Source organism: Pseudomonas sp. GW823-FHT04A03 (genome assembly GCF_058796615.1).
Map to the genome: position 1 here is coordinate 295434 of NZ_JBXAIV010000004.1, position 25372 is coordinate 320805.

The following is a 25372-nucleotide window of genomic DNA, read 5'->3' on the forward strand; positions in this document are numbered from 1 at the left end:
TCTCACTTGCTTGACCGGTCTCTATGCCTACCCTGCGCTCCTTTTTCCTCGCGGCCCTGCTGGGTCTGAGTCTTACTGTCGGCCCGTTGCAGGCCGCCGAACCGCCGTCCAGCGACGCCGTGCAGGCCAGTCTGGACAAGCTCACCGACAGCAAACTGCCCGAGGCCGACAAGAAGGCCCTGCAGACGGTCCTGCAAAACACGCTGAATCAGCTCAACAATCGGCGTGACTATGAGCAGAAGCTGATCGACCTCAAGCAGCAACTGGCCACGGCGCCGAAGCAGACCATCGAGAACGCGCGGGAACTGACCCGCCTCAAGGCCAGCGCGGTGGTCCCGGTGGCGCAGCGCTTCCCCAAGGAAAACATCCAGCAGCTGGAGCAGATGCTCACCGAGCGCTCGACCCAGCAAAGCGATCTGCAAAAGGCCCTGGCCGATGCCAACAGCCTGATCATCACCGCCCAGACCCGTCCCGAGCGCGCCCAGGCGGAAATCGCCAGCAGCCAGACGCGCATCCAGCAGATCAACAACATCCTCAAGACCGGCAAGGACAGCGGCAAGACCCTGAGTGGCGAGCAACGTGACCTGCTCAACGCCGAGCTGGCGGCGCTCAATGCGTTGATCCCGCTGCGCCGTCAGGAACTGGCCGGCAACAACCAGTTGCAGGATCTGGGCAACAGTCAGCATGACCTGCTCTCGGAAAAATCCGACCGTCTGGACCGCGAGATTCAGGAGCTGCAAACCCTGATCAACCAGAAGCGTCTGACCCTGTCGCAGGAAACCGTGACGCAGCAGTCGATCGAGGCGCAGAAGTCCGGCAGCAGCACCCTGCTTGCCACGGAAAGCGCGGCCAACCTCAAGCTCTCCGACTACCTGCTCAAGAGCACCGACCGCCTCAACGAACTGACCCAACAGAACCTGCAGACCAAGCAGCAGCTGGACAGCGTGACCCAGAGTGATTCGGCCCTCGACGAGCAGATCAACGTGCTCAAGGGCAGCCTGCTGCTGTCGAAGATTCTCTATAAACAGAAACAGGCGCTGCCGCGCCTCAAGGTCGACCGCGACCTCGCGGATCAGATCGCCGACATTCGCCTGTACCAGTTCGAAATCAACCAGCAGCGCGAACAGCTGAGCAATCCGGCGACCTACGTCGACAACCTGCTTTCCACCCAGCCGCCGGAGCAAGTCACGCCGCAACTGCGCAAGAGCCTGCTGGAACTGGCCAACACCCGCGTCGATCTGCTGGAACGGCTGAGCCGCGAACTGAGCGCGATGCTCAACGAATCGATCACCCTGCAACTGAACCAGAAGCAACTGCTGAGCACCGCGCAAAGCCTGCGCGCAACCCTCGACGAGCAGATGTTCTGGATTCCGAGCAACAAGCCGCTGGACACCGAATGGATGCGCGGCGTGCCGGAGCGCCTGAAGCGTCAGATCGACACTCTGCCGCTGGCCTCAAGCTTCAGCGAACTGACCGACGGTCTGACCCAGCGACCGCTGTTGTTCTTGCCGCTGGCGCTGCTGATCGGTGCGCTGCTGTGGCGGCGCAAGCAACTCTATTCGCGCCTGAACAAGGTTCACCAGGACATCGGTCACTTCAAGCGTGACAGCCAGTGGCACACGCCGCAGGCGATCCTGATCAACATTCTGCTGGCGATGCCGGTGGCGCTGGGCCTGGCCCTGTGCGGGCTGGCGTTGCAGATCGACGCCCGCGGGCAGAACGCCAACATGGGCGCGGCGCTGCTGCAAATGGCCCAGGCGTGGCTGGTGTTCTACACCGCTTACCGGATCCTCGCGCCAGGCGGCGTGGCCGAATTGCACTTTCGCTGGGAAAAGCCGCAGGTCGAATTCCTGCAAGGCTGGGTGCGTCGCCTCGGACTGGTGGTCATGGCGCTGGTGGCCGTGGTGGCGGTCGCCGAGCTGCAACCGGCGGCACTGGCCGACGATGTGTTGGGCATGCCGGTGGTGCTGACCTGCTACGCGTTGATGGCGTGGCTGCTCAGCCGCCTCCTGATCAGCAGCCCGACCCACGAAAACGCCTCGCTGTTCCGCAAGGCCGTGGGCGTGATGTTCACCCTGCTGCCTATCGCGTTGTTCGTCGCCGTGTGCTTCGGCTACTACTACACCGCGCTGAAGCTCAGCGACCGCTTGATCAACACCCTGTACCTGCTGATGTTCTGGCTGGTGATCGAAGCCACCTTCGTCCGTGGTCTCGCCGTCGCGGCACGTCGCCTGGCTTACCAGCGCGCCCTGGCCAAACGTCAGGCCGCGAAAGAAGCCGGCGACGGCGAAGCGGTGATCGAAGAGCCGACCCTGGACATCGAGAAAGTCAACGAACAGTCCCTGCGCCTGATCCGCCTCGCACTGCTCGGCGGTTTCATCGCCGCGCTGTACTGGGTCTGGGCCGACCTGATCACCGTGTTCTCGTACCTCGACAACATCACCCTCTACGAATACACCAGCGGCACCGGCGCCAACATGAGCATGGTGCCGATCAGCATCGGCGACATGCTCGGCGCGTTGATTATCATCGGCATCACCTTTGCGCTCGCCCGCAACTTGCCGGGTCTGCTTGAAGTGTTTGTGCTTTCGAAACTCAATCTGGCCCAGGGCAGTGCCTACGCAACCACGACGCTGCTGTCCTACGTGATCGCCGGGGTCGGTTTCGTCTCGACCCTGTCGACCCTCGGCGTGAGCTGGGACAAGTTGCAATGGCTGGTGGCGGCGCTCTCGGTGGGCCTCGGCTTCGGTATGCAGGAGATCTTCGCGAACTTCATCTCCGGCATCATGATCCTGTTCGAACGCCCGGTGCGGATCGGCGACACCATCACCATCGGCAACCTGTCCGGCACTGTGAGCAAGATCCGCATCCGCGCCACGACCATCACCGACTTCGACCGCAAGGACATCATTGTCCCGAACAAGACGTTCATCACCGGGCAACTGATCAACTGGTCGCTGACCGACACCATCACCCGGGTGACCCTGAAACTGGGCGTCGATTACGGTTCGGATCTGGATCTGGTCAAGGAACTGCTGCTCAAGGCCGCCCGCGAAAACCCGCGCGTGCTCAAGGAACCCGAGCCGCACGTTTACTTCCTCAACTTCGGTGAAAGCACTCTCGATCACGAACTGCGCATGCATGTGCGTGATCTCGGCGACCGCAACCCGGTGCTCGATGAGGTCAACCGCTTCATCAACCGCGAGTTCAAGAAGCAGCACATCAACATCTCGTTCCGCCAGATGGAGGTTTACCTGAAGAACCTGCATGGCCAGGAATACAAGATGGTGCCGATCGAGCCGGAAACCAAAACCATCGTGCCGGTCAGCGACGACCAGAAACCGTTGCAGGAACCGCCGCCGGCCAAACTCGACTAACCCGGCCATTCCCAGCAGAATGCTCGGACATTCTGCTGGAGCCGGCCCTTGAAAGCCCTCGACGAACTGACCTTCGACAACCGCTTCGCCCGGCTGGGTGATGCGTTCTCGGCCCATGTGCTGCCCGAACCGATCGACAATCCGCGACTGGTGGTGGCCAGCCCTGCGGCCCTGGCGCTGCTGGATCTCGACCCGGCGGTGGCCGACACCCAGGAATTTGCCGAGCTGTTCGGCGGCCACAAACTGTGGGCCGATGCCGAGCCACGGGCGATGGTCTATTCCGGGCATCAGTTCGGCGGTTACACCCCGCAACTGGGCGATGGCCGCGGGTTGTTGCTGGGCGAGGTCTACAACGCGGCGGGCGAGCACTGGGACTTGCATCTAAAGGGCGCCGGACAGACGCCGTTCTCGCGCATGGGCGACGGTCGCGCGGTGCTGCGTTCGTCGATCCGCGAGTTTCTCGCGTCCGAAGCGCTGCATGCGCTGAACATCCCGTCTTCACGCGCCGCCTGCGTGATCGGCTCCGACACACCCGTCTGGCGTGAGAAACAGGAACGCGCCGCGATGGTGCTGCGCCTGGCGCCGAGCCACATTCGTTTCGGCCATTTCGAATACTTCTATTACACCAAGCGTCCCGAACAGCAGAAGCAACTCGGCGAACACGTCTTGGCGATGCACTACCCCGAATGCCTGGAACAGCCGGAACCGTATCTGGCGATGTTCCGCGAGATCGTCGAGCGCAACGCCGAACTGATCGCCAAGTGGCAGGCCTACGGTTTCTGCCACGGCGTGATGAACACCGACAACATGTCGATCCTCGGCATCACCTTCGACTTCGGCCCATTCGCCTTCCTCGACGATTTCGACGCGAACTTCATCTGCAACCACTCCGACGATCAGGGCCGCTACTCGTTCAGCAATCAAGTCCCCGTCGGCCAGTGGAACCTCAGCGCCCTGGCCCAGGCCCTGACGCCGTTCATCAGCGTCGAAGCCCTGCGCGAAACCCTCGGCCTGTACCTGCCGCTGTTCCAGGCCCATTACCTCGACCTGATGCGCCGCCGCTTCGGCTTCACCACCGCCGAGGACGACGACCAGCAACTGCTGGAGCAACTGCTGCAACTGATGCAGAACAGCGGCGTCGACTACACGCTGTTCTTCCGACGCCTGGGCGAAGAGTCAGCCGAACAGGCCGTCGCTCGCCTGCGCGATGACTTCGTCGATATCAAGGGTTTCGATGCCTGGGGCGAGCGCTACGTCGCCCGTGTCACACGCGATGGCGCCACCGATCAGGAACAGCGCCGTGCGCGGATGCATGCGGTGAATCCGCTGTACATCCTGCGCAACTATCTGGCGCAGAAGGCGATTGATGCTGCCGAGCAGGGTGACTACTCCGAGGTGCGACGGCTGCATGCGGTGCTGAGCAATCCATTCGAGGAACAACCTGGAATGGAGAACTATGCGGAACGGCCGCCGGAATGGGGCAAGCATTTGGAGATCAGTTGTTCGTCGTGATCAAGGTCAGGTAAACACGTCGATCGGTACATTGAAGCGCTCGGCCAACCAGCGGATCTGACGCAGGTTGAGCTTGCGTTTACCACTCAAAATTTCCGAAACAACCGATTGAGTACCGACACCTGGCAGGTCGCTTTGTGTCAGACCATGCTCGCGCATCATATAGCCGAGGACTTCTTCGCCACTCGCCTCGGCCATGGGGTGATGTGTGCGATCCCATTCCGCAATCCAGTCACCAATGATGTCGACCAGACTCATCAATGGATGCGATTCATCATCACCGGTTATGTCGAGTATTTCTTCGACAGCCCGCACCAGCATGTCGTAATCCTGCTCACTTTTCGGTTTTCGAAGCAAAGGCGAGACAAACTCCCAGTGCTCGGCAACCGTTTTGATCAGAATGCTCATACCTTTCCCTCCTTCCATTTACCGCGTTCGTATTCGCGATGATCAAGCACATGCTTAATGTAGAGCGTCCGAGATCGATAACTGACGAAAGCGATCAACCTCAGCTTGTTGCCTCCAATATCGAAAACATGAAACTCACCGACTTTGTCTGTCGCAGGAAAAATTGCTTTCATCGCCGCGAAATCACACGGATTACTTCTTTTTGCCAAACGAAACCACTGTGCCAATGCACTTGCTGCCTGCGGCCAAATTTCCTTGGCCTCTCGAATAGGTTTTTCGCTAAACACATGCATGCAACATCCTTATCGCATTCTGCTATGGGGAGTTAATCACAGATCAAAATTATCGCAAGTTGCGATATGACCGAGCAGACCAACGGGTCTCGACCGGTCCATCTCAGCCTAGGCTCACAGCCAAACGCTGCACGATTGAAAATATGAGCAAACGTCTCCAACTAGGAGATATCAGCTTTCCACTGGATCCCAATCATGACCGACCCACTCCTCATCCCCTGCCCCTCCTGCAACGGCCTCAACCGCATTCCCGCCGAGCGCCTCAACGATCACCCGAAATGCGGGCGCTGCAAGTCCGAGGTGTTGTTGAACAAGCCGTTCGAACTCAAGCAAGGCGATTACGCCAGTCAGATCAAGGGTGATCTGCCATTGCTGGTGGACGTGTGGGCGGATTGGTGCGGGCCGTGCAAGTCGTTTGCGCCGGTGTTCGAGCAGGCGGCTGCGCAGCTGGCGGGCAAGTGCCGGCTGGCCAAGCTGGACAGCGAGGCCAATCAGCAGTTGTCGGCGCAGTTGGGGATTCGTTCGATTCCGAGCCTGATTCTGTTCCGCAACGGCCGGGAAGTGGCCCGTCAGAGCGGGGCCTTCCCGTTGCCGCAGTTGATGGCCTGGCTGCGCAGCCAGGGCATCTGACAAGGATTCAGGCGTCTTCGAGCAGGTTATGCAGCTCGACGAATTGCTGTGTCAGCTTGTGCCGTGGATCGAGGTGGATCAGCGGCGTGTTGGCCTGATGCGATTCGCGCATGCGCACTGAACTGGCGAGGTAGACCGGCAGTACCGGCAGGCCCTCGGCGATCAGTTCGTCGAGGATCTGCTGCGGCAGGCTCGCCCGTGCCTGGAACTGGTTGACCACAATGCCTTCGACTTCCAGGCCTTCGTTGTGGTCTTCCTTCAACTCGTCGATCTCGGCGATCAGACCGTACAGGGCCTGACGCGAGAAGCTGTCGCAGTCGAAGGGAATCAGTACCCGATCAGCGGCAATCAGGGCCGAGACCGCATAGAAATTCAGCGCCGGCGGCGTATCCAGATAGATCCGGTCGTAATCTTCCGACAACTCGTCGAGCAGCTTTCGCAGCTTGTTGATCTTGTGTTTGGCCTCAAGCTTGGGCTGCAGGTCGGCCAGTTCCGAAGTGGCGGTAATGATGTGCAGGTTGTCGAACGGCGTTTCGTAGATATCCGCCTGATTCTTTTTCGAGAACGGCCCGGAAGACAGGGTCTGTTTGAAGAAGTCGGCAATGCCCATCGGAATGTCATCACCCGTGAGCCCGGTCAGATACTGAGTGGAGTTGGCCTGGGCATCGAGGTCGACCAACAGCGTGCGATAACCCTCGCTGGCGCTCACCGCCGCCAGATTGCAGGCAATGCTGGATTTGCCCACGCCACCTTTCTGATTGAACACCACGCGCCGCATGACAAAACCTCCGTGTATCAAAGAATGACCGAGTGTAGTGGTGCCCGGTGCCGGTTCGCTACCTCGATGGACACGGACTACAGCGTCAGGCGCCAATATCCCAATGAATACGGCGCAAAGACACCGGTTGATCGCTGATTCGCCCGACAGACAGACACCCGACAATCTGGATAATGGCCAAGTGACAGTTTTTCGCTGCGTACCATTCGGTCCATTTCACTGCGCAAAATGTAACCAGCATTTGCTACACACTCGTCGCACCGGGATAATGCGCGCCACCCGGCGCCACGCGCCATGCCATTTCCGGCTAAATCAGCTCAGCGGCGACGTTGGCGAAACCGCGTCAAATCAGCCCGCAGGGGCGGGATAAATGTCCGTGATCAACTTCAACATCGCCCAATGGCGCGCCTGGGCTCCCGGGCTCGACAGTGTGGAAGCCTGGCAGGCCTGGAGCCGACAGCCGGTCGTGCTCGAAGGCAGCGATGCCGCACCCGATGTGTCGTTTCTGCCGGCCATGCAGCGCCGTCGTCTCAGTCGTCTGGCGCGGATGGCGTTCAGTGTCGGCTGGCCGCTGGCCGACGGTCGGGAAAATCTGCCGCTGGTATTTGTCTCCCGGCACGGCGAAACCCCGCGCACCTTTGAAATTCTCAGCGATCTGGCCAACGAACAGCCGCTCTCGCCGACTCAGTTCAGCCTGTCGGTGCACAACGCGATCATCGGCCTGTGGTCGATCATGCGCGGCGAAACTAGCGAAATGACTGCACTCGCCGCGGCTGGCGACGGCCTCGAACACGGCATGCTCGAAGCGGCGACTTTGCTGAACGAAGGGGCCCCGGCGGTGCTGCTGGTGATCACCGAGGAACAACCGCCCGAAGCCTATTCGACGTGGATCGACGACGTACCGTTTCCCTACGCGGTCGGGCTGTTGCTCACCCCCGGTACCGACTGGCGGCTGACCCTGAACAGCGCCCCCGAAGCACTGTCCAAAACGCAGTGGCCCCATGCGCTGAATCTGCTGCGTACCTTGCTGGGCCAGCAGCCCCATTGCCAACACGCCTGGAAGAACCGTCTATGGACCTGGCAACGCAACCTGTAATCGGCAAAAACCGCGACGCCTATTACTGGCGTCTGCTGGCCACCGCCACCAGCTTCGCCCTGTTCGGGCTCGGTGGCCTGTGCCTGCGCCTGCTGGTATTTCCATTGCTCGGCTGCCTGCCGGGCGATGCCAGGGTGCATCGCGAGCGGGCGCGCCAGACCGTCAGCCGGCTGTTCTGGTTTTTCGTCCGTTTCATGGCCCGTACCGGCGTGCTGACCTACGACATCCAGGGCGCCGAACGGCTCGGCCGCCCGGGACAGATGATCATCGCCAACCACCCGTCGCTGATCGATGTGGTGTTCCTGATCGGTCTGGTGCGCCGGGCCAATTGCGTGGTGAAGAAAAGCCTGTGGGAAAACCCCTTCACCCGTGGCCCGTTGCGCAGCACCGAATACATCAGCAACGACGGCAGCATGGACATGCTCGACGCCGCCGCCGGAGCGTTGCAAAGCGGGCAGACCCTGATCATTTTCCCCGAAGGCACGCGCACCCAACCGGGTCAGGCGCCGGCCTTTCATCGGGGGGCGGCGGCCATCGCGCTGCGCGGTGCGAAAATCGTCACCCCGGTGGTGATCCACGTCAGTCCGACCACCCTGACCAAGGCCGAGCCGTGGTATCGCATTCCCAGTCGCCGCGTGCACTTCAGTTTTCGCGTCGGGGCCGATATAGACCCACAGACTTTCGCCGCGCAGGGCCCCGCGCCTCAGGCTTCGCGCAAGCTCAACGACTATTTGCACCAATTCTTTATCAAGGAGCTCGCCGAAGATGAGCGATCTAAACCGTGACATCAAAGAGCTGATCATCGACGCCCTGGGCCTCGAAGACATCAGCGCAGAGGACATCGGCGACGACCAGACGCTGTTCGGCGAGGGCCTGGGCCTGGATTCCGTCGACGCCCTGGAGCTCGGCCTGGCGATCCAGAAAAAGTACGGCATCAAGATCGACGCCGACGCCAAGGACACCCGTAACCATTTCTCCAACGTGGCGAGCCTTGCGGCGTTCGTCACGGCAAAACAGGCAGCTTGAGACCGGACCATGCAAACTCGTGACGACATCTTCAACACCCTGCGCGATGCCCTGGTCGAGCTGTTCGAACTGGACCCGGCCCGCGTGAGCCTGGAATCCAACCTGTATCAGGATCTGGAAATCGACAGCATCGACGCCGTCGACCTGATCGATCACATCAAGCGCCAGACCGGCAAGAAAATCGCCGCCGAGGAATTCAAGTCGGTGCGCACCGTCAGCGACGTAGTCGAGGCGGTCTACCGTCTGGTTCAACCGGCCGCATGAGCCGACTGATCGGCCTCGGCCTGCTGCTGGCGGGCCTGCTGTATCCCTTTGCGGTGTATTTCGGCATGGAGCATTTCGCGCCATGGCAGTTCGGTCTGCTGCTGGGCGGCCTATGGCTGGCCCGGGCGCTGACCGGCGAACGCAAGCCCGGCAGCCTGTGGATGGCCTGCGTAGCGATCGTGTTCTGCCTGCTGCTGGCGGTGTTCGACAGCCCTTTGCTGTTGCGTTGGTACCCGGTGCTCATCAGCGGCTTCATGCTGGTGCTGTTCAGCCTGAGCCTGAAATACGGCCCGCCGATGGTCGAGCGTCTGGCTCGCCTGCGTGAACCGCAACTGCCGCCCAAGGCGATTCGTTACACCCGCCAGGTCACCGTGGCCTGGAGCGTGTTTTTCTTTTGCAACGGTTTGTGCGCCGCCCTGCTGACACTGTGGGCGCCGCTGAACTGGTGGATGTTGTACACCGGCCTGATCTCCTACGGATTGATCGGCCTGATGTTTGCCATTGAATGGCTGATACGACAACGGGTAAGAGGTCGCCCATGAACTGGATAAAACTTGAGCAGCTGTTGCTCAAGGCCCTGCCGGCGCGCGCGATAACGAGCGCACCGGCATTCGATCATGCACAACTGCGCGAACAGGCCCTGAGCCTGGCGGCCGGTCTGCAAGCGCGCGGCGTACAACGTCTGGCCGTGTATCTGGAAGATGCCGCCGACCTGGCCGTCGCCCTGCTCGGCGCCTGGCGCGCCGGTGTCAGCGTATTGTTGCCTTCGGATTTGCAAGCGCAGACCCGCCAGCGCTGGTCGAACGACGTCGATCTGTGGCTGACCGATCAGGCCGATGACGCGCGCCTGAGCGATCTGCTGCAAACTCCCCTGCCCGCTGCCGAACTGGATCTCGACCAGTGCCGCCTGAGCCTGTGCACCTCCGGCTCCAGTGGCGAGCCCAAGCGCATCGACAAATCCCTGCGCCAACTGGCCAACGAAGTCGAAGCCCTTGAGCAACTGTGGGGCGCGGATCTCGGTGAGGCCTGCATTCTTGGCAGCGTCGCCACCCAGCACATCTACGGCTTGCTGTTCCGCGTGCTGTGGCCGCTGTGTGCCGGGCGTCCGTTCCTGCGCAAGCAACTGGCCTTCCCGGAAGACCTGCAACGCGCCAGCCGCGAGCACCCGGCCTTCGCCTGGGTCGCCAGTCCGGCGCTGCTCAAACGCATGGGCGACAACCTCGACTGGCCAGCGCTGAGTGCTGTGCGCCGGTTTTTTTCATCTGGCGGCGCACTGCCGGCAGACGCCGCACAAAGCCTGCATCAACGCCTGGGACAGTGGCCGACGGAAATCTTCGGCAGCTCGGAAACCGGCGGCATCGCCTGGCGTCAGGGCGAATCGTTGTGGCAGCCGTTTGCCGGTGTCGAGTTGAACCAGGACAGCGACGGCGCCTTGCTGATCGCTTCGCCTTATCTGCCCGCCGGACATATCGAACACACCGCCGATGCGGCGCGCATTCAGGCCGATGGCCGCTTTGAATTGCTCGGGCGGCTCGACCGGATCGTCAAACTCGAAGAAAAACGTATTTCCCTGCCGATGCTTGAACAGGCGCTGACGGCCCACGACTGGGTCGCCGAAGCGCGACTGGGCGTGGTGCAGGAAAGCCGTGCGTCGCTCGGCGCGCTGCTGGTGCTCAGCGAATCCGGCCTGTTTGCCCTGCGCGAACACGGTCGGCGCAGCCTGACCGAAACCCTGCGCCGTCATCTCGGCGACCATTGTGAAACCCTGGCCCTGCCCCGCCGCTGGCGTCTGCTACGACAGTTGCCGCTGACCTCGCAGGGCAAATTGCCTCAAGCGGACGTTGAAGCCTTGCTGTTGGCGCCACGGCCAAAAGCACCGGAAATCCTAGAGCAGGCTGAAACCGGGGGCGAATGGAACCTGCAATTGAGCGTTCCGCCGGACCTGGCCTACTTCAGCGGCCACTTCCCCAAGGCCCCGGTACTGCCGGGCGTGGTGCAGGTCGAATGGGCGCTGGACCTGGGTCGGCAACTGCTCAACCTGCCCGGCGCGTTCGCCGGCATGGAAGTGCTGAAATTCCAGCAACTGGTGCGCCCCGGCGATGAAATCCAGCTGCACCTGCGCTTCGATCCGGAGCGCGGCAAGTTGTATTTCGCCTACCGCAACGACACGGCCACCTGCTCCAGCGGGCGGATTCTGCTGGGGACTGGCGATGCATAACCCTTGCGCAGTGATCCCGGTCTACAACCACGAAACCGCTATCGGCACGGTGGTCGACGCTCTGCTCGCCCAGGATCTGCCGTGCATTCTGGTGGACGATGCCAGCAGCAAATCCTGCGCAGCGGTGCTCGACGCGCTGGCCGAGCGCGAGCGAGTTTATCTGGTGCGCCTCACTGCCAATCAGGGCAAGGGCGGCGCGGTGATGACCGGTCTGCGTGAAGCCGCGCGACTCGGCTTCAGCCATGCCTTGCAGGTCGATGCCGACGGTCAGCATGACTTGCAGGATGTCGCGCGTTTCATCGAGGAATCCCGCGCTCACCCCCAGTCGATGATCTGCGGCTATCCGCTGTACGACGCCAGTGTGCCCAAAGGCCGTTTGTATGCGCGTTACCTGACCCACGTGATGGTGTGGATCAACACCTTGTCGCTGCAGATTCGCGATTCGATGTGCGGCTTCCGGGTGTACCCGCTGGAACCGACGCTGGGCGTGATCGACTCGGCGCGGATCGGCAAGCGCATGGATTTCGACTCGGACATCCTGGTGCGCCTGTCATGGCGTAATCAGCCGATGCGCTGGTTGCAGACCAGCGTGCATTACCCGCTGGACGGCGTGTCGCACTTTCGCCTGTTCCACGACAACGTGCTGATCTCGAGCATGCACACGCGTCTGTTCTTCGGCATGTTGCTGCGCTTGCCCGCAATCCTCTGGCGACGGTGGCGCGCATGACCGTCGAGACCGACAAAAAGCACTGGGCCGACCGCGAAGAACGCGGCAGTTTCCTGCTGATGAAATTCACCGCGTTCGCCGCCAAGGTCCTTGGCCGGCGCCTGCTGAGCCCGTTGCTGTACGGCATCGTCCTGTACTTTTTCCTGTTCGGCCGCACTGCGCGGCGCAGTGCCTGGCAGTATCAGCAGCGCCTCGCCGACTGGAGCGGTCGCCCCGAATTGCGTCCGACCCGGTGGCGGGTGTTCCGCCAGTTCATGGCATTCGCCGATTCGCTGCTCGACAAGCTCGACGTGTGGAACGGCAAGCTGAAGATCGAGCAGATCGAGATCATCGACCCGGCGCTGTTGCGCAATCAGTTGCGCGGCAGTCGCGGGCAAATGCTGGTGGGCGCGCATCTGGGCAACCTCGAAGTGTGCCGGGCACTGGCGGAGCTGGGCGAAAAGGTCACGATGAACGTGCTGGTACACACCAAGCACGCCGAGCAGTTCAATCGCCTGCTGGGTGAAGCCGGGGCGACCAATTTACGACTGATCCAGGTCAGCGAGCTGGACCCGGTGATCATGCTGCAACTGCACGAACGGCTGGAGCGCGGCGAGTGGCTGGCGATTGCCGGCGACCGCGTGCCGCTGCATGGCGGGCGCAGCGTGACCGTGGACTTTCTCGGCCACCCGGCGCCGTTCCCGCAAGGGCCGTGGCTGCTGGCCGGCCTGCTGAAATGCCCGGTCAATCTGCTGATGTGCCTCAAGCAGCCTGACGGTCACTATCGCCTGACCCTCGAACCCTTCGCCGACGCCGTGGTGTGGTCACGCCGCGAGCGCGAACAGGTCATTCATCAGTGGGCCACCCGCTATGCGCAGCGCCTGAGTCACTATTGCCTCGAAGCACCGTGCCAATGGTTCAACTTTTACCCATTCTGGAAAACCGATGACAACGCCAACTCCTGAGCCGGTCACCTTCGGCGAACGCCCTTTGCGCATCGAAGACGTGCTGGCCCTGGCCAACCGTCAGGCGCCCGTGCAGTTGCAGAGCGACGCGCCTTATCGCGAACGCATCGCCAAAGGCGCGCGGTTCCTCGATTCGCTGCTGGACAAGGAAGGCGTGATCTACGGCGTGACCACCGGTTACGGCGACTCCTGCGTGGTCGCGGTGCCGTTGCATCACGTCGAGGCGCTGCCGCGTCATCTCTACACGTTCCACGGTTGCGGGCTGGGCAAACTGCTCGACGCCCAGGCCACCCGCGCGGTGCTGGCGGCGCGTTTGCAGTCGTTGTGCCACGGCGTATCCGGGGTGCGCATCGAGTTGCTGGAGCGCCTGCATGCTTTCCTTGAACACGACATTTTGCCGCTGATTCCTGAAGAAGGCTCGGTGGGCGCCAGCGGCGATCTGACGCCGCTGTCCTACGTCGCAGCAACCCTGTCCGGCGAGCGTGAAGTGATGTTCCGTGGCGAACGCCGCCAGGCTGCGGACGTGCACCGCGAACTGGGCTGGACGCCTTTGGTGCTGCGCCCGAAAGAAGCGCTGGCATTGATGAACGGCACCGCCGTGATGACCGGCCTCGCCTGCCTGGCCTACGCCCGAGCCGATTACCTGCTGCAACTGGCCACCCGCATCACCGCGCTGAACGTGGTGGCGCTGCAAGGCAATCCGGAACACTTCGACGAGCGCCTGTTCGCCGCCAAGCCGCATCCGGGTCAGATGCAGGTCGCCGCGTGGCTGCGCAAGGATCTGGCGATCGACGCACCGACCGCGCCGCTACACCGCTTGCAGGATCGCTACTCGCTGCGCTGCGCACCGCACGTGCTCGGCGTGTTGGCCGACAGCCTGAACTGGTTGCGCTCGTTCATCGAGACCGAACTCAACAGCGCCAACGACAACCCGATCATCGACGCCGAAGCCGAACGCGTGCTGCACGGCGGGCACTTCTACGGCGGACATATCGCGTTCGCCATGGACAGCCTGAAAAACCTCGTGGCCAACGTCGCCGACCTGCTCGACCGACAACTCGCGCTGCTGGTGGACGAGCGTTACAACCACGGTTTGCCGAGCAACCTGTCGGGCGCCAGCGCCGACCGCGCGATGCTCAACCACGGCTTCAAGGCCGTGCAGATCGGCGCCAGCGCCTGGACAGCCGAGGCCTTGAAAAACACCATGCCGGCCAGCGTGTTCTCGCGCTCCACTGAGTGCCACAACCAGGACAAGGTGAGCATGGGCACCATCGCCGCCCGCGACGCCATCCGTGTGCTGGAGCTGACCGAACAGGTCGCCGCCGCCACGTTGCTGGCGGCCAATCAAGGCGTATGGCTGCGCGGCCGCGATGCAGACGCGCGTCCGCTGCCACCGTCGCTGGCCGCGATGCACGAACAACTGGCCCGGGACTTCCCGCCGGTGATCGAAGACCGCGCCCTGGAAGGTGAATTGCGCCTGTGCCTGCAACGCATCGCCGAACAACACTGGAGGCTGCATGCGTAGTGCCGGAGTGCTTCACGCCGATACGGAAATCCTCGTGCCGTTCTTTGACGTCGACACCATGCACGTCGTCTGGCACGGCCATTACGTGAAATACCTGGAAGTGGCGCGCTGCGCGTTGCTCGACAAGATCGGCCACAACTACAACCAGATGGTCGACTCGGGCTATGCCTGGCCGGTGATCGACCTGCAATTGCGCTACGTGCGCGGCGCGGTGTTCGGTCAGCGGCTGAACGTGCGCGCCAGCCTGGTGGAATGGGAAAACCGCCTGAAGATTAACTACCTGATCACCGATGCCGAGACCGGCGAGCGGCTGACCCGCGCCAGCTCGGTGCAGGTCGCCGTCGAGATGAGCAGCCGCGAGATGCAACTGGCCTCGCCGAAAGTCTTCACCGATGCCGTGGAAAGGATGCTGCGATGAATGTGTTGTTGAAATCCCTGGGGGCCCTGGCGCTGCTGACGCTGTCGTCACTGGCCAACGCCTTCGACCTGCAACAGCTGAGCGAGCAACTGGCGAAACCGGACGTGATCCACGGCCAGTTCATCCAGGAAAAACACCTGCGCGCCCTGCCCCAGCCGCTGATCAGCAAGGGCAGCTTCGTGCTGGCGAAAAACCACGGCTTGCTGTGGCTGCTGAAAACTCCGCTGCAACAGGATTACCGCATCAGCGCCAAAGGCATCGCCCGGCGTGATGCCACCGGCTGGCAACTGCTGCCGAACAAGAGCGCCGGCACCGAACAGAACCGACTGTTCCTCGCGGTGCTGCAAGGCGACAGCAGCGGTCTGCAACGGGATTTCGAACTGGCCCTGAGCGGCGATGCGCAGAAATGGCAATTGACCCTGACCCCGCGCTCGGTGCTGCTCAAGCAGGTGTTCAATCAGATCAACATCAGCGGCGGCACGTTGGTGAACACCATCGAACTGCTGGAAACCCAGGGCGACAGCACCGTGCTGCGCATGCAGGACAGCACTGCCGGCCAACCTCTGAGCGACGCGGAGCAACATGACTTTGCCGAGTGAACGCAGGCTGCCCTGGCTGTTCCTGATCCTGCTGCTGGCGGTTGTAGCACTGGGCGCCTGGCAGTGGCGCGACGGTGCGCCGCTGTCGGCCAACCTGATGGAACTGGTGCCAGGCACCCACCCGGACGCCCTCGAACTGCGCGCCGAACAACGCATGCAGGAACCGCTCAACCGCGACATGCTGGTGCTGGTCGGCCACGCCGATCGCCAGCAAGCCGTCGCGATGGCCCAGTCCCTGGGCGAGCAATGGCAGGCCAGCGGGCTGTTCGAAAAGGTCCAATGGAATCTGCAAGCCGATCTGCCAGCCCTGCGCACTCAATTGCTGCAAGGGCGGCTGGCGATGCTCTCGGCGGATGACCGGCAACTGCTGACCGAACATCCCGACGCCTTCATCCAGCAACGGGTGCAGGCACTATTCGACCCGTTCACCGGGTTCAGTCTGGTGCCGAGCCAGGACGACTGGCTGGGCCTGACCGGGCGCATCCAGAACAGCCAGCCACAACATGGCGCGGTGCAACTGGACATCGGCAGCGGCGCGTTGATCGCCGACGCCGACGGCAAAAGCTGGGTGCTGCTGCGCGCACGTACCACCGGCAGCGCCTTCGACATGAATCAGCCGCTGCAGGTCGCCGCCCTGTTGCAACACAGCCGCGAGCAAGCGGCGAGTGCCGACGTGCAATTGCTGGCCGCCAGTGGCCTGCTGTACGCCGCCAACGGTCAGCAACAAGCGACCCGGGAAATGACCTGGGTCGGCGGCGGCGCCACCGTCGGCATCCTGTTGCTGTTGCTGCTCGCCTTCCGCCGCTGGCGGGTGCTGCTGGCGTTCATCCCGGTGCTGGTCGGCATGCTGTTCGGTGCCGTGGCCTGTGTGGCGCTGTTCGGGCACATGCACGTGATGACGCTGGTGCTCGGTTCCAGCCTGATCGGCGTGGCGGTGGATTACCCGCTGCACTACCTGTCCAAGAGCTGGAGCCTCAAGCCGTGGCGCAGCTGGCCGGCGTTGCGCCTGACCCTGTCCGGGCTGACGCTGAGTCTGATCACCAGCGCCATCGGTTACCTGGCGCTGGCCTGGACGCCTTTCCCGGCGCTGACCCAGATAGCGGTGTTCTCCGCCGCCGGTTTGCTCGGTGCCTACTTGTCGGCGGTGTGCCTGTTGCCGGCGCTGCTGAAAAACGTCGAACTGCGCCCGGCGCAATGGCCCCTGCAACTGGCCGAGCGTCTGGTGCGACTGCGGGAAACACTGCTCGAACACGTCAGGACGCCGGTGTTGCTAGCCCTGCTGATCGCCTTCTGCGTCGGTGGCCTGCTGCAACTGGAGAGCAAGAACGACATCCGCCAGTGGGTCGGTGCGCCGCAACGCCTGACCGATGAGGCGCAGACCATCGCGCGGATTACCGGCTATCAGCCGACCAGCCAGTTCTTCCTGGTGCGCGCCGCCGATCAGCAGCAATTGCTGGAACGGCAAGCGGCCCTGAGCGAGCGGCTGGATCAACTGGTCAACCTCGACAAACTGCAGGGTTATCTGGCGCTCAATCAACTGGTCAGCCCGCCGTCTCAGCAGCAACAAGTGCGTGAAGCGCTGAGCAAGTTGACGCAGTTCTGGCAGCCGTTGCTGGAGGTCGGCGTGCCGCTGGCGGCGCTGCAAACCGAGCTGCAAAAGTTGCAGACACTGCCTGCCGAAGACATCGATGCGGCACTGGCCGGTCCGCTCGGCGAGCCCTACCGCACTCTGTGGCTGGGGCCGACCGAGGACGGCTTGGCGGCAATGGTCAGCCTGCAAGGCCTGAACAATCCGTCGCTGTTGCGGGTGCAGGCGCTGGATCTGCCCGGCGTGATGCTGGTGGATCGGCTCGGCGATCTGAACAAGGTGTTCGCCCAGACCCAGATCAGCGCCGCTGAGCTGAAACTCGCGTCCTGTGTGTTGATCGTGCTGGTGTTGATGCTGCCGTTCGGTCTCGGTGGCGCGCTGCGAATCGTCGCCCTGCCGCTGCTCGCTGCGCTGTGCAGCCTCGCCAGCCTGGGCTGGCTCGGTCAGCCGCTGACCCTGTTCAGCCTGTTTGGCCTGCTGCTGGTGACGGCGATCAGCGTCGACTACGCGATCCTCATGCGCGAGCAGGTCGGCGGTGCGGCCGTCAGCCTGCTCGGCACCTTGCTCGCGGCCGCCACCACCTGGCTGTCGTTCGGCTTGCTGGCGGTGTCGAGTACGCCGGCGGTGAGTAACTTCGGCCTGTCGGTGAGCCTCGGGCTGGCGTTCAGCTTCATGCTCGCGCCGTGGGCCGGGCGTCAGGCCCACGCGGTTGCCGTCACGGAGCCTGCAGCATGATGGTGGTGATTTTCTGGCTGATGGCCCTGGCGCTGTTCTTCGTCGCCACCCGGGTCGGTCGACATTTCGGGCTGATCCCGATCGTCAGTCAATTGCTGCTGGCCAGCTTCGGCCTGCCGCTGCTGATGTACTTCTGGATTGAACCGGGCTGGCAACTCAACGGCGCCGAACTGATCGCGCCGGGCTGGCTGAAAAACCTCTACAGCCTGAGCTTCGCCCTGCTGCTGGGGCACATCCTCAGCGACGTGATCGACCTGCGTCTGGACCGCAAGAGCGTGAAGATCGCCCTGCCGAGTTTCGCCGTGCCGTTCACCTGCGGCCTGGCGACGGCGTACTGGCTGTTGCCGACGCAACCGTGGATCAACTCGCTGGCCATCGGTCTGGTGTTCGCCATCACCGCGATCCCGGTGTTGTACCTGTACCTGCGCCACATCGACTACCCGCCCGCCGCCACCCGGCGTCTGGTGCAGACCGCGATCCTGATCGACCTGACCTGCTGGACCCTGTTCGGCCTCGCTCAGGGCAGCCTGCACCTGAGCAGTCTGTTGCTGCCGCTGGGGATGGCCTGCGTGCCAGTGCTCCTGCGAGTGGTCGGCATACGCCGGCCACTGACCTACAGCCTCGGCTTCTTTGCGCTGCTGGTGCTGGCCGAACACTACAAACTCAACGCGCTGATTTTCGGCATCGGCTATCTGCTGTGCATGGCCGCGCTCAAGGTGCCACTGGTGTTGCCGCTGCCGGCGCACTGGATGAACCGCTTGCAGACGTGGGTCGCAATTCCGCTGATCCTCACTTTCGGCATCGTCCAGATCGACGTGCACAGCGCCCTCGCCAGCCTCGGCGCCGTGCAATGGGCGGCGCTCCTGCTGTTGCCGATCGTCAGCAAAATCCTGGGCAACTGGCTCGGCCTCGGTTGGGCCGGCGCGTCATTCGAAGGCGCCAGCCGCTGGCGCGAAAGCGTGCTGCTGAACATTCGCGGCTTGAGCGAAATCGTTTTTCTCAACCTGCTGTTGCAACAACAGCTAATCAGTCCGGCGCTGTACTTTGCGCTGATGCTGATGGGTCTGATCGCGACGCTGCTGCCGGCCTTCATCGGCCTGCACCGGGCGTCACTGAATCCTATTGCCGTACCCAGGAGCTCACGTGCCAATCGTTGAAATGGAATCCCGTCAGGTCGTGATCATCGGCGCCGGCCCCTCCGGCGCCATTGCCGCCGCACTGCTCAAGCGCAAGGGACACGACGTGCTGGTGATCGAGCGCCAGCATTTCCCGAGGTTCTCCATCGGTGAAAGCCTGCTCTGCCATTGCCTGGATTTCGTCGAAGAAGCCGGCATGCTCGAGGCGGTGAATGCCGCCGGTTTCCAGCGCAAGAACGGCGCGGCATTCGCCTGGGGCGAGCGCTACAGCGCCTTCGATTTTGGTGATACCTTCACCGCCGGCAAGCCCACGACGCTGCAGGTGCAACGCGCCGACTTCGACAAATTGCTGGCCGATCAGGCTGCGTTGCAGGGTGCGGAAATCCGCTACGGCGACGCGATTGTCAGCGTCGATTTCGAACGTCCGCGACCGCAGCTGGATGTACGTCGCGAAGACGGCAGCGAGTACCGCGTCGAAGCCGATTTTGTCCTCGATGCCAGCGGCTACGGCCGCGTGCTGTCACGTTTGCTCGACCTGGAAGCACCGTCGAATTTCCCGGTTCGCCAGGCCGTCTTCACCCACGTCGAAGACCACATCGATCATCCCGGTTTCGACCGCGAGAAGATCCTCATCACCACCCATCCGCAGCACCGCGATATCTGGTTCTGGTCGATCCCGTTCAGCAACGGTCGCTGCTCGGTGGGCGTGGTGGCTGCCGCTGAACATTTCGCAGGCCGCGATGCCGACCTCGACGCCTGCCTGCGCGGGTTCATCGCCGAAACCCCGAGCCTGGCCAAGGTGCTGAACAACGCCGTGTGGGACACCCCGGCGCGCACCCTCGGCGGCTATGCGGCGAACGTCAAAACCCTGCACGGCCCAGGCTTCGCGCTGCTGGGTAACGCGGCCGAATTTCTCGACCCGGTGTTCTCCTCGGGCGTGACCATTGCCATGCGTTCGGCGAGCATGGCCGCCGCTGTGCTGCACCGGCAGTTGCAGGGCGAAACGGTGGACTGGCAAAGCGAATTCGCCGAGCCGCTGAAACGCGGGGTCGACACTTTCCGCTGCTACGTCGAAGGCTGGTACGCCGGCACTTTCCAGGACGTGATTTTCCACGAGCAAGGCTCGCCGGAAATCCGCCGCATGATCTGCTCGATCCTCGCCGGCTACGCCTGGGACGAACGCAACCCGTTCGTCAGTGAAGCGCGCCGTCGGCTGAAGACGATCTCCGAACTCTGTGCAAGGGACGACACATGAATTACCTGAGCGACAACTACGTCGAGGAAACCCGCTTCGGCTTCTGGTTCCTGCGCAGCCACACCTGGCAGCACCATGTATTGCGCGTGGCGATCAACGATCTGCGCGGGCTGTTCAGCGAATCGTTGCCGGCCAGTCCGGTGCTGCTGGATGCCGGCTGTGGCCAGGGCAAGTCGTTCGGCCACCTACGCCAGACCTTCGCGCCACAGCGGCTGATCGGCGTCGATGCCGACCCGCACAGCCTTGAATTGAGCGCCGCCGAGGCCGCGCGTCAGGGCTTCGACGTAGAGCTGATCGGCAGCGACTGCGCGACGCTCAATGTGCCGGACGCCAGCGTCGACCTGCTGTTCTGTCACCAGACCTTTCATCATCTGGTGGAGCAGGAAAAAGCCCTGGCCGAGTTCTATCGGGTGCTCAAGCCGGGCGGTTATCTGCTGTTCGCCGAGTCCACCGAGGCTTACATTGATACGTGGGTGATTCGCTGGCTGTTCCGGCATCCGATGCACGTGCAAAAGAGCGCGGCGCAGTACCTGGAGATGATTCGCCAGCAGGGTTTTGAGTTCGCCGAACAGAACGTTTCGTACCCGTATCTGTGGTGGAGCCGGTCGAAGGATTTCGGCCTGCTCGAACGTTTTGGCCTGCGCCAGCCCAAGCCTTTTGGCCAGCGGGAAGAAACCCTGGTCAACGTGGTGGCCCGCAAACCCTTGAACGAGGCCGTCTGATGTTTCGTGTTCTGCTGCTCGCCTGCGTCCTGCTGCTCGGTGCCTGTGCCAGTCAGGCGCCGCTGCCGGCCGGCAACCCGAGCCTACCGCTGCCGATGCAATTGCATATCGAGCGTCACCTGGCCGGACAACAGCAAGACTGGTTGCTGGTGATCCAGCGCGAAGGCCCCGGCATTCGCTGGTCGATGATGGATCCGCTGGGCATTCCCCAGGCCCGTCAGCAGTTGATCGACGGACACTGGCAGGCCGACGGCCTGCTGCCGCCCAACCCGGAAGCCCGGGAGCTGTTCGCCGCGCTGCTGTTCGCACTGACCCCATCTGGCGAGCTGTCGCGCAACTACCCCGACGCGCAGCAACAGGGCGGCCAACGTTCCCTGCCAGCGCGCTGGGACATCCGCTACACCCAACCCTTGAGCTTCGAATTGAACCTGCCACAAGGCCCGCACTATCGCGTAACGCCACTCGGTGAACCGACGTCATGACCGCCTACCTCAATGCCCTCGGCGTGATCTGCGCCCTGGGGCGCGACAAGCAAGCCGTGGCACGCAACCTGTTTGCCGGCGACTGCTCGGGCATGCGCCGCGAGTCCGGCTGGGTGCCGGAGCGCGAACTGCCGGTGGCCGCCGTGCACGGCGATCTGGCGCCGATTCCCGAGGCGCTGGCCGACCAGCGCAGCCGCAACAATCAACTGTTGCTGGAAGCCGCGTTGCAGATTCACGATGACATCGAGCAGGCGATCCAGACGTACGGGCGCGAGCGCATCGGCGTGGTACTCGGCACCAGCACTTCCGGTATCGACGAGGCCAGTCGCGGCCTGGCGCACTACATTCGCGACCACCAGTTCCCGACCGATTACGACTACCGGCAACAGGAACTCGGCGCCCCGGCGAATTTCCTCGCCGACTGGCTGCAACTGAGCGGCCCGACGTATGTGATTTCCACCGCCTGCACCTCCAGCGCACGTGCGCTGATGAGCGCCCGACGCCTGCTCGATCTGGGCCTGTGCGACGCGGTGCTGTGCGGCGGTGTCGACAGCCTGTGCAAACTGACCCTCAACGGTTTCAGCGCGCTGGAAGCGGTGTCGGACGAGCGCTGCAATCCGTTTTCCGCCAACCGCAACGGCATCAACATCGGCGAAGCGGCGGTGCTGTTCGTGATGAGCAAAGCACGCGGCGCAGGGCCGGGCATCGCCCTGCTCGGCGCCGGCGCCAGCTCCGACGCGCATCATATTTCCGCACCGGAGCCGAGCGGCCGTGGCGCGCTGCAATCGATGCAAAAAGCCCTCGACCAAGCCCACCTGCAAGCCGGCGACATCTGCTACCTGAACCTGCACGGCACTGCGACCCAGCACAACGACGCCATGGAAAGCCTGGCCGTCGCCGCGCTGTTTGCCGAAGGCGTGCCGTGTTCCTCGACCAAACCGATGACCGGCCACACCCTCGGTGCCGCCGGCGCACTGGAAGCGGCGTTCTGCTGGTTGAGCCTGAGTGCCGACAACCCCGACCACGCCTTGCCGCCGCACGTCTGGGACGGCCAGGCCGACCCGGCCTTGCCAACGCTGAGGTGGGTGACCACAAACGAACGCCTGGCGTCCATTGCACCCCGCTACCTGATGAGCAACTCGTTTGCCTTCGGTGGCAATAACGTCAGCCTGATTATCGGAGACGCCCCATGACCCACTGGCCGCTCGCCGAATTGCTGCCCCACGCTGGCGACATGATCCTGATCGACCGGATCCTGAGCTTTGACGACGAACAGATCCACACCACCCTCACCGTCCGGCCCGGCGGCCTGTTCAGCCTGCCCGACGGCAGCCTTCCGGCCTGGGTCGGCGTCGAGCTGATGGCGCAAAGCGTCGCCGCGTTCGCCGGCTGCCATGCGCGGCAGAAAGGCAACCCGGTGGAACTGGGCTTTCTGCTCGGCACACGCAAGTTCGAATGCAATGTCGCGGCCTTTCCGGTCGGCAGCGAACTGACCATCCATGGCCTGCGCTCGCTGGAAGACGACAACGGCATGGGCGTATTCGAATGCCACATCAACGCGCCCGGCATCGAGGCCAGCGCCCGGCTGAACGTGTTCCGCCCGCCCCACGCGGCGGACTATCTAGAGCAATCGCGCAACGAAACAAACAAGGAGTCGAACGATGACTGAATCAATACTGGTCACCGGCTCCAGCCGTGGCATCGGCCGCGCCATTGCCTTGCGCCTGGCCAGTGCCGGCCACGATATCGTCCTGCATTGCCGCAGCGGCATGACGCAAGCGCAAGCAGTGAAAGCCGAAGTCGAAGCGCTCGGCCGCAACGCGCGCATCCTGCAATTCGACGTGGCGGATCGCGAAACCTGCAAAGCCATCCTCGAAGCCGACGTTGAAGCCCACGGCGCCTACTACGGCGTGGTGCTCAATGCCGGCCTGACCCGCGACGGCGCCTTTCCGGCCCTGAGCGACGATGACTGGGACGTGGTGCTGCGCACCAACCTCGATGGTTTCTACAACGTCCTGCACCCGGTGATGATGCCGATGATCCGCCGCCGCGCCGCTGGTCGCATCGTTTGCATCACCTCGGTCTCGGGGCTGATCGGCAACCGTGGCCAGGTCAATTACAGCGCGTCGAAAGCGGGCGTGATCGGCGCCGCGAAAGCCTTGGCGATCGAACTGGCCAAGCGCAAGATCACGGTGAACTGCGTTGCGCCGGGCCTGATCGACACGGCGATGCTGGATGAAAACGTGCCGGTGGAAGAACTGATGAAAATGATCCCCGCACAACGCATGGGCACGCCTGAAGAAGTGGCCGGTGCGGTGAATTTCCTGATGTCGGCGGAAGCGTCGTACATCACCCGCCAGGTGTTGGCGGTCAACGGAGGCTTGTGCTGATGAAGCGCGTCGTCGTCACCGGCATGGCCGGCATTACCTCGCTGGGCAGCGACTGGGACACCATCGCCGGCAATTTCGCCGCCAACCGCAGCGGCATCCGCCGGATGGACGAGTGGGATCGCTTCAGCGAACTCAACACCCGTCTGGCCGGGCCCATCGATGATTTCCAGGTGCCGGCGCACTGGACCCGCAAACAGCTGCGCAGCATGGGCCGGGTTTCGCGGCTGGCCGTCGGCGCGGCGGAAAAAGCACTGGCCGATGCCGGTCTGCTCGGCGACGAATCGATCAAGGACGGGCGCATGGGTGTGGCCTGCGGTTCGTCCACCGGCAGCACCGACGAGATCAAGGCATTCGGCAACATGCTGCTCAACTCGGTGGCCGAAGGCCTCAACGCCAACTCCTACGTGCGGATGATGCCGCACACCACGGCGGCGAACATCAGCATCTTCTTCGGCCTCACCGGCCGTCTGATCCCGACCTCCAGCGCCTGCACCAGCGGCAGCCAGGGCATCGGTTACGCCTACGAGGCGATCAAGTTCGGTCGTCTGCCGCTGATGCTCGCCGGCGGCGCCGAAGAGCTGTGCCCGACCGAGGCCATGGTGTTCGACGCGCTGTACGCCACCAGCCTGAAAAACGATGCACCCCACACCTCGCCCCGCCCGTACGACAAGGGCCGCGACGGTCTGGTGATCGGTGAAGGCGGCGGCATGCTGGTGCTTGAAGAACTGGAACACGCCCTCGCGCGCGGTGCGCACATTCACGCCGAGATCGTTGGTTTCGGCAGCAACGCCGACGGCCAGCACACCACCCGCCCCGAACAAGTCACCATGCGCCGGGCGATGGAACTGGCGCTGGAAGACGCGGGCCTCACGCCCGATGCAATTGGTTACGTAAATGGTCACGGCACGGCTACAGAACAGGGCGACATTGCCGAAACACTGGCCACCAGCAGCCTGTTTGGCGAACGCATGCCGATCAGCTCGCAGAAAAGCTTCCTCGGGCACACCCTTGGGGCCTGCGGTGCGCTGGAGTCGTGGTTCAGCATCGAAATGCTCAATCGCGATCAGTACGTGCACACATTCAACCTCGACGAGGTCGATCCGCACTGCGGCAAGCTTGATTACCTGCGCGGCGAATTCCGCCAGATGCGCAACGAATATGTGATGAACAACAATTTCGCTTTTGGTGGCGTCAACACTTCGTTGATTTTCCGCCGCTGGCACTGACCGCAACATTTCTGGAGTGAAGG

The 25372-nt window shown here is 63.0% G+C and carries 26 protein-coding genes; 23 read left to right on the forward strand and 3 right to left on the reverse strand.

Annotated elements, in window-relative coordinates:
- Positions 1-23: 23 nt before the first annotated feature.
- A complete protein-coding gene (mscK, locus tag AC1Q9F_RS13950) occupies positions 24-3377 on the forward strand; it encodes a mechanosensitive channel MscK (RefSeq protein WP_179692908.1) in 3354 nt (1117 codons plus the stop codon).
- Positions 3378-3425: 48 nt separating this feature from the next.
- A complete protein-coding gene (selO, locus tag AC1Q9F_RS13955; RefSeq protein ID WP_492620084.1) occupies positions 3426-4889 on the forward strand; it encodes a protein adenylyltransferase SelO in 1464 nt (487 codons plus the stop codon).
- Between the two features lie 6 nt (positions 4890-4895).
- Here selO and AC1Q9F_RS13960 read toward each other — a convergent pair whose 3' ends face one another.
- A complete protein-coding gene (locus tag AC1Q9F_RS13960; protein WP_207984808.1) occupies positions 4896-5297 on the reverse strand; it encodes a helix-turn-helix domain-containing protein in 402 nt (133 codons plus the stop codon).
- Positions 5294-5590, reverse strand: coding sequence for a type II toxin-antitoxin system HigB family toxin (locus AC1Q9F_RS13965; protein WP_207984807.1), 297 nt, complete (start codon positions 5588-5590; stop codon positions 5294-5296). Before AC1Q9F_RS13965 ends, AC1Q9F_RS13960 begins: the two co-directional genes overlap by 4 nt.
- Before the next feature lie 195 nt (positions 5591-5785).
- On the opposite strand from AC1Q9F_RS13965, the gene trxC reads away from it, so the two are divergent.
- Positions 5786-6220, forward strand: a complete 435-nt coding sequence (trxC, locus tag AC1Q9F_RS13970; protein WP_064592954.1) for a thioredoxin TrxC — start codon at positions 5786-5788, stop codon at positions 6218-6220.
- Positions 6221-6227: 7 nt separating this feature from the next.
- On the opposite strand, the gene AC1Q9F_RS13975 is transcribed toward trxC, so the two are convergent.
- Positions 6228-6998 carry a ParA family protein gene (locus tag AC1Q9F_RS13975; RefSeq protein WP_207984806.1) on the reverse strand — a complete coding sequence of 257 codons (771 nt, stop codon included), beginning with the start codon at positions 6996-6998 and terminating at the stop codon, positions 6228-6230.
- Positions 6999-7368: 370 nt separating this feature from the next.
- Here AC1Q9F_RS13975 and AC1Q9F_RS13980 point away from each other — a divergent pair, with 370 nt between their 5' ends.
- From AC1Q9F_RS13980 to AC1Q9F_RS14075, 20 genes are read left to right on the forward strand one after another with little or no spacing between them, the layout of a single operon-like run.
- Positions 7369-8094 carry a beta-ketoacyl synthase chain length factor gene (locus AC1Q9F_RS13980; protein WP_207984805.1) on the forward strand — a complete coding sequence of 242 codons (726 nt, stop codon included), beginning with the start codon at positions 7369-7371 and terminating at the stop codon, positions 8092-8094.
- Complete coding sequence (locus tag AC1Q9F_RS13985) at positions 8070-8879, forward strand: lysophospholipid acyltransferase family protein (RefSeq protein WP_007952342.1); 810 nt, start codon at positions 8070-8072, stop codon at positions 8877-8879. Before AC1Q9F_RS13980 ends, AC1Q9F_RS13985 begins: the two co-directional genes overlap by 25 nt.
- Positions 8860-9120 carry a phosphopantetheine-binding protein gene (locus tag AC1Q9F_RS13990; protein ID WP_007952344.1) on the forward strand — a complete coding sequence of 87 codons (261 nt, stop codon included), beginning with the start codon at positions 8860-8862 and terminating at the stop codon, positions 9118-9120. Before AC1Q9F_RS13985 ends, AC1Q9F_RS13990 begins: the two co-directional genes overlap by 20 nt.
- 9 nt (positions 9121-9129) lie before the next feature.
- Complete coding sequence (locus tag AC1Q9F_RS13995; RefSeq protein WP_007947135.1) at positions 9130-9384, forward strand: acyl carrier protein; 255 nt, start codon at positions 9130-9132, stop codon at positions 9382-9384.
- Positions 9381-9926: a COG4648 family protein gene (locus AC1Q9F_RS14000; RefSeq protein ID WP_007952346.1), complete on the forward strand. Its 546-nt coding sequence runs from the start codon at positions 9381-9383 to the stop codon at positions 9924-9926. The genes AC1Q9F_RS13995 and AC1Q9F_RS14000 overlap by 4 nt, the downstream gene beginning before the upstream one ends.
- A complete protein-coding gene (locus tag AC1Q9F_RS14005) occupies positions 9923-11602 on the forward strand; it encodes an ApeI family dehydratase (RefSeq protein ID WP_492620083.1) in 1680 nt (559 codons plus the stop codon). The genes AC1Q9F_RS14000 and AC1Q9F_RS14005 overlap by 4 nt, the downstream gene beginning before the upstream one ends.
- Entirely contained in the window at positions 11595-12329 is a 735-nt protein-coding gene (locus AC1Q9F_RS14010) for a glycosyltransferase family 2 protein (RefSeq protein ID WP_207984803.1), read from the forward strand. Before AC1Q9F_RS14005 ends, AC1Q9F_RS14010 begins: the two co-directional genes overlap by 8 nt.
- On the forward strand, positions 12326-13273 hold the full coding sequence (locus AC1Q9F_RS14015) for a lysophospholipid acyltransferase family protein (RefSeq protein ID WP_085685394.1): 948 nt from the start codon (positions 12326-12328) through the stop codon (positions 13271-13273). The genes AC1Q9F_RS14010 and AC1Q9F_RS14015 overlap by 4 nt, the downstream gene beginning before the upstream one ends.
- The gene (locus AC1Q9F_RS14020) at positions 13254-14798 is read left to right on the forward strand and encodes an HAL/PAL/TAL family ammonia-lyase (RefSeq protein WP_443579010.1); all 1545 of its coding nucleotides are present in this window, start codon (positions 13254-13256) and stop codon (positions 14796-14798) included. Before AC1Q9F_RS14015 ends, AC1Q9F_RS14020 begins: the two co-directional genes overlap by 20 nt.
- A complete protein-coding gene (locus AC1Q9F_RS14025) occupies positions 14791-15216 on the forward strand; it encodes an acyl-CoA thioesterase (protein ID WP_207984801.1) in 426 nt (141 codons plus the stop codon). The genes AC1Q9F_RS14020 and AC1Q9F_RS14025 overlap by 8 nt, the downstream gene beginning before the upstream one ends.
- Positions 15213-15815 carry an outer membrane lipoprotein carrier protein LolA gene (locus tag AC1Q9F_RS14030; RefSeq protein ID WP_492620082.1) on the forward strand — a complete coding sequence of 201 codons (603 nt, stop codon included), beginning with the start codon at positions 15213-15215 and terminating at the stop codon, positions 15813-15815. Before AC1Q9F_RS14025 ends, AC1Q9F_RS14030 begins: the two co-directional genes overlap by 4 nt.
- Positions 15799-18138 (forward strand): MMPL family transporter, encoded by a 2340-nt coding sequence (locus AC1Q9F_RS14035; protein WP_492620081.1) that lies wholly within the window; start codon positions 15799-15801, stop codon positions 18136-18138. Before AC1Q9F_RS14030 ends, AC1Q9F_RS14035 begins: the two co-directional genes overlap by 17 nt.
- Positions 18135-19295 (forward strand): cation:proton antiporter, encoded by a 1161-nt coding sequence (locus AC1Q9F_RS14040; RefSeq protein ID WP_492620080.1) that lies wholly within the window; start codon positions 18135-18137, stop codon positions 19293-19295. Before AC1Q9F_RS14035 ends, AC1Q9F_RS14040 begins: the two co-directional genes overlap by 4 nt.
- Complete coding sequence (locus AC1Q9F_RS14045; protein WP_492620079.1) at positions 19282-20529, forward strand: NAD(P)/FAD-dependent oxidoreductase; 1248 nt, start codon at positions 19282-19284, stop codon at positions 20527-20529. The genes AC1Q9F_RS14040 and AC1Q9F_RS14045 overlap by 14 nt, the downstream gene beginning before the upstream one ends.
- The gene (locus tag AC1Q9F_RS14050; RefSeq protein WP_011332096.1) at positions 20526-21251 is read left to right on the forward strand and encodes a class I SAM-dependent methyltransferase; all 726 of its coding nucleotides are present in this window, start codon (positions 20526-20528) and stop codon (positions 21249-21251) included. Before AC1Q9F_RS14045 ends, AC1Q9F_RS14050 begins: the two co-directional genes overlap by 4 nt.
- Entirely contained in the window at positions 21251-21733 is a 483-nt protein-coding gene (locus AC1Q9F_RS14055; protein WP_492620078.1) for a hypothetical protein, read from the forward strand. Before AC1Q9F_RS14050 ends, AC1Q9F_RS14055 begins: the two co-directional genes overlap by 1 nt.
- A complete protein-coding gene (locus AC1Q9F_RS14060; RefSeq protein WP_492620077.1) occupies positions 21730-22926 on the forward strand; it encodes a beta-ketoacyl-[acyl-carrier-protein] synthase family protein in 1197 nt (398 codons plus the stop codon). The genes AC1Q9F_RS14055 and AC1Q9F_RS14060 overlap by 4 nt, the downstream gene beginning before the upstream one ends.
- Positions 22923-23402: a hotdog family protein gene (locus tag AC1Q9F_RS14065; RefSeq protein ID WP_007952360.1), complete on the forward strand. Its 480-nt coding sequence runs from the start codon at positions 22923-22925 to the stop codon at positions 23400-23402. The genes AC1Q9F_RS14060 and AC1Q9F_RS14065 overlap by 4 nt, the downstream gene beginning before the upstream one ends.
- Complete coding sequence (locus tag AC1Q9F_RS14070) at positions 23395-24123, forward strand: 3-ketoacyl-ACP reductase FabG2 (protein ID WP_262195778.1); 729 nt, start codon at positions 23395-23397, stop codon at positions 24121-24123. The genes AC1Q9F_RS14065 and AC1Q9F_RS14070 overlap by 8 nt, the downstream gene beginning before the upstream one ends.
- Positions 24123-25349 carry a beta-ketoacyl-ACP synthase gene (locus AC1Q9F_RS14075; RefSeq protein WP_207984793.1) on the forward strand — a complete coding sequence of 409 codons (1227 nt, stop codon included), beginning with the start codon at positions 24123-24125 and terminating at the stop codon, positions 25347-25349. Before AC1Q9F_RS14070 ends, AC1Q9F_RS14075 begins: the two co-directional genes overlap by 1 nt.
- Positions 25350-25372 lie beyond the last annotated feature (23 nt).

Coding starts and splice junctions, on each gene's coding strand:
- mscK (WP_179692908.1), top strand. CDS start 24: ATGCCTACCCTGCGCTCCTTTTTCCTCGCGGCCCTGCTGGGTCTGAGT.
- AC1Q9F_RS13960 (WP_207984808.1), bottom strand. CDS start 5,297: ATGAGCATTCTGATCAAAACGGTTGCCGAGCACTGGGAGTTTGTCTCG.
- AC1Q9F_RS13965 (WP_207984807.1), bottom strand. CDS start 5,590: ATGCATGTGTTTAGCGAAAAACCTATTCGAGAGGCCAAGGAAATTTGG.
- trxC (WP_064592954.1), top strand. CDS start 5,786: ATGACCGACCCACTCCTCATCCCCTGCCCCTCCTGCAACGGCCTCAAC.
- AC1Q9F_RS13975 (WP_207984806.1), bottom strand. CDS start 6,998: ATGCGGCGCGTGGTGTTCAATCAGAAAGGTGGCGTGGGCAAATCCAGC.
- AC1Q9F_RS13980 (WP_207984805.1), top strand. CDS start 7,369: ATGTCCGTGATCAACTTCAACATCGCCCAATGGCGCGCCTGGGCTCCC.
- AC1Q9F_RS13985 (WP_007952342.1), top strand. CDS start 8,070: ATGGACCTGGCAACGCAACCTGTAATCGGCAAAAACCGCGACGCCTAT.
- AC1Q9F_RS13990 (WP_007952344.1), top strand. CDS start 8,860: ATGAGCGATCTAAACCGTGACATCAAAGAGCTGATCATCGACGCCCTG.
- AC1Q9F_RS13995 (WP_007947135.1), top strand. CDS start 9,130: ATGCAAACTCGTGACGACATCTTCAACACCCTGCGCGATGCCCTGGTC.
- AC1Q9F_RS14000 (WP_007952346.1), top strand. CDS start 9,381: ATGAGCCGACTGATCGGCCTCGGCCTGCTGCTGGCGGGCCTGCTGTAT.
- AC1Q9F_RS14005 (WP_492620083.1), top strand. CDS start 9,923: ATGAACTGGATAAAACTTGAGCAGCTGTTGCTCAAGGCCCTGCCGGCG.
- AC1Q9F_RS14010 (WP_207984803.1), top strand. CDS start 11,595: ATGCATAACCCTTGCGCAGTGATCCCGGTCTACAACCACGAAACCGCT.
- AC1Q9F_RS14015 (WP_085685394.1), top strand. CDS start 12,326: ATGACCGTCGAGACCGACAAAAAGCACTGGGCCGACCGCGAAGAACGC.
- AC1Q9F_RS14020 (WP_443579010.1), top strand. CDS start 13,254: ATGACAACGCCAACTCCTGAGCCGGTCACCTTCGGCGAACGCCCTTTG.
- AC1Q9F_RS14025 (WP_207984801.1), top strand. CDS start 14,791: ATGCGTAGTGCCGGAGTGCTTCACGCCGATACGGAAATCCTCGTGCCG.
- AC1Q9F_RS14030 (WP_492620082.1), top strand. CDS start 15,213: ATGAATGTGTTGTTGAAATCCCTGGGGGCCCTGGCGCTGCTGACGCTG.
- AC1Q9F_RS14035 (WP_492620081.1), top strand. CDS start 15,799: ATGACTTTGCCGAGTGAACGCAGGCTGCCCTGGCTGTTCCTGATCCTG.
- AC1Q9F_RS14040 (WP_492620080.1), top strand. CDS start 18,135: ATGATGGTGGTGATTTTCTGGCTGATGGCCCTGGCGCTGTTCTTCGTC.
- AC1Q9F_RS14050 (WP_011332096.1), top strand. CDS start 20,526: ATGAATTACCTGAGCGACAACTACGTCGAGGAAACCCGCTTCGGCTTC.
- AC1Q9F_RS14055 (WP_492620078.1), top strand. CDS start 21,251: ATGTTTCGTGTTCTGCTGCTCGCCTGCGTCCTGCTGCTCGGTGCCTGT.
- AC1Q9F_RS14060 (WP_492620077.1), top strand. CDS start 21,730: ATGACCGCCTACCTCAATGCCCTCGGCGTGATCTGCGCCCTGGGGCGC.
- AC1Q9F_RS14065 (WP_007952360.1), top strand. CDS start 22,923: ATGACCCACTGGCCGCTCGCCGAATTGCTGCCCCACGCTGGCGACATG.
- AC1Q9F_RS14070 (WP_262195778.1), top strand. CDS start 23,395: ATGACTGAATCAATACTGGTCACCGGCTCCAGCCGTGGCATCGGCCGC.
- AC1Q9F_RS14075 (WP_207984793.1), top strand. CDS start 24,123: ATGAAGCGCGTCGTCGTCACCGGCATGGCCGGCATTACCTCGCTGGGC.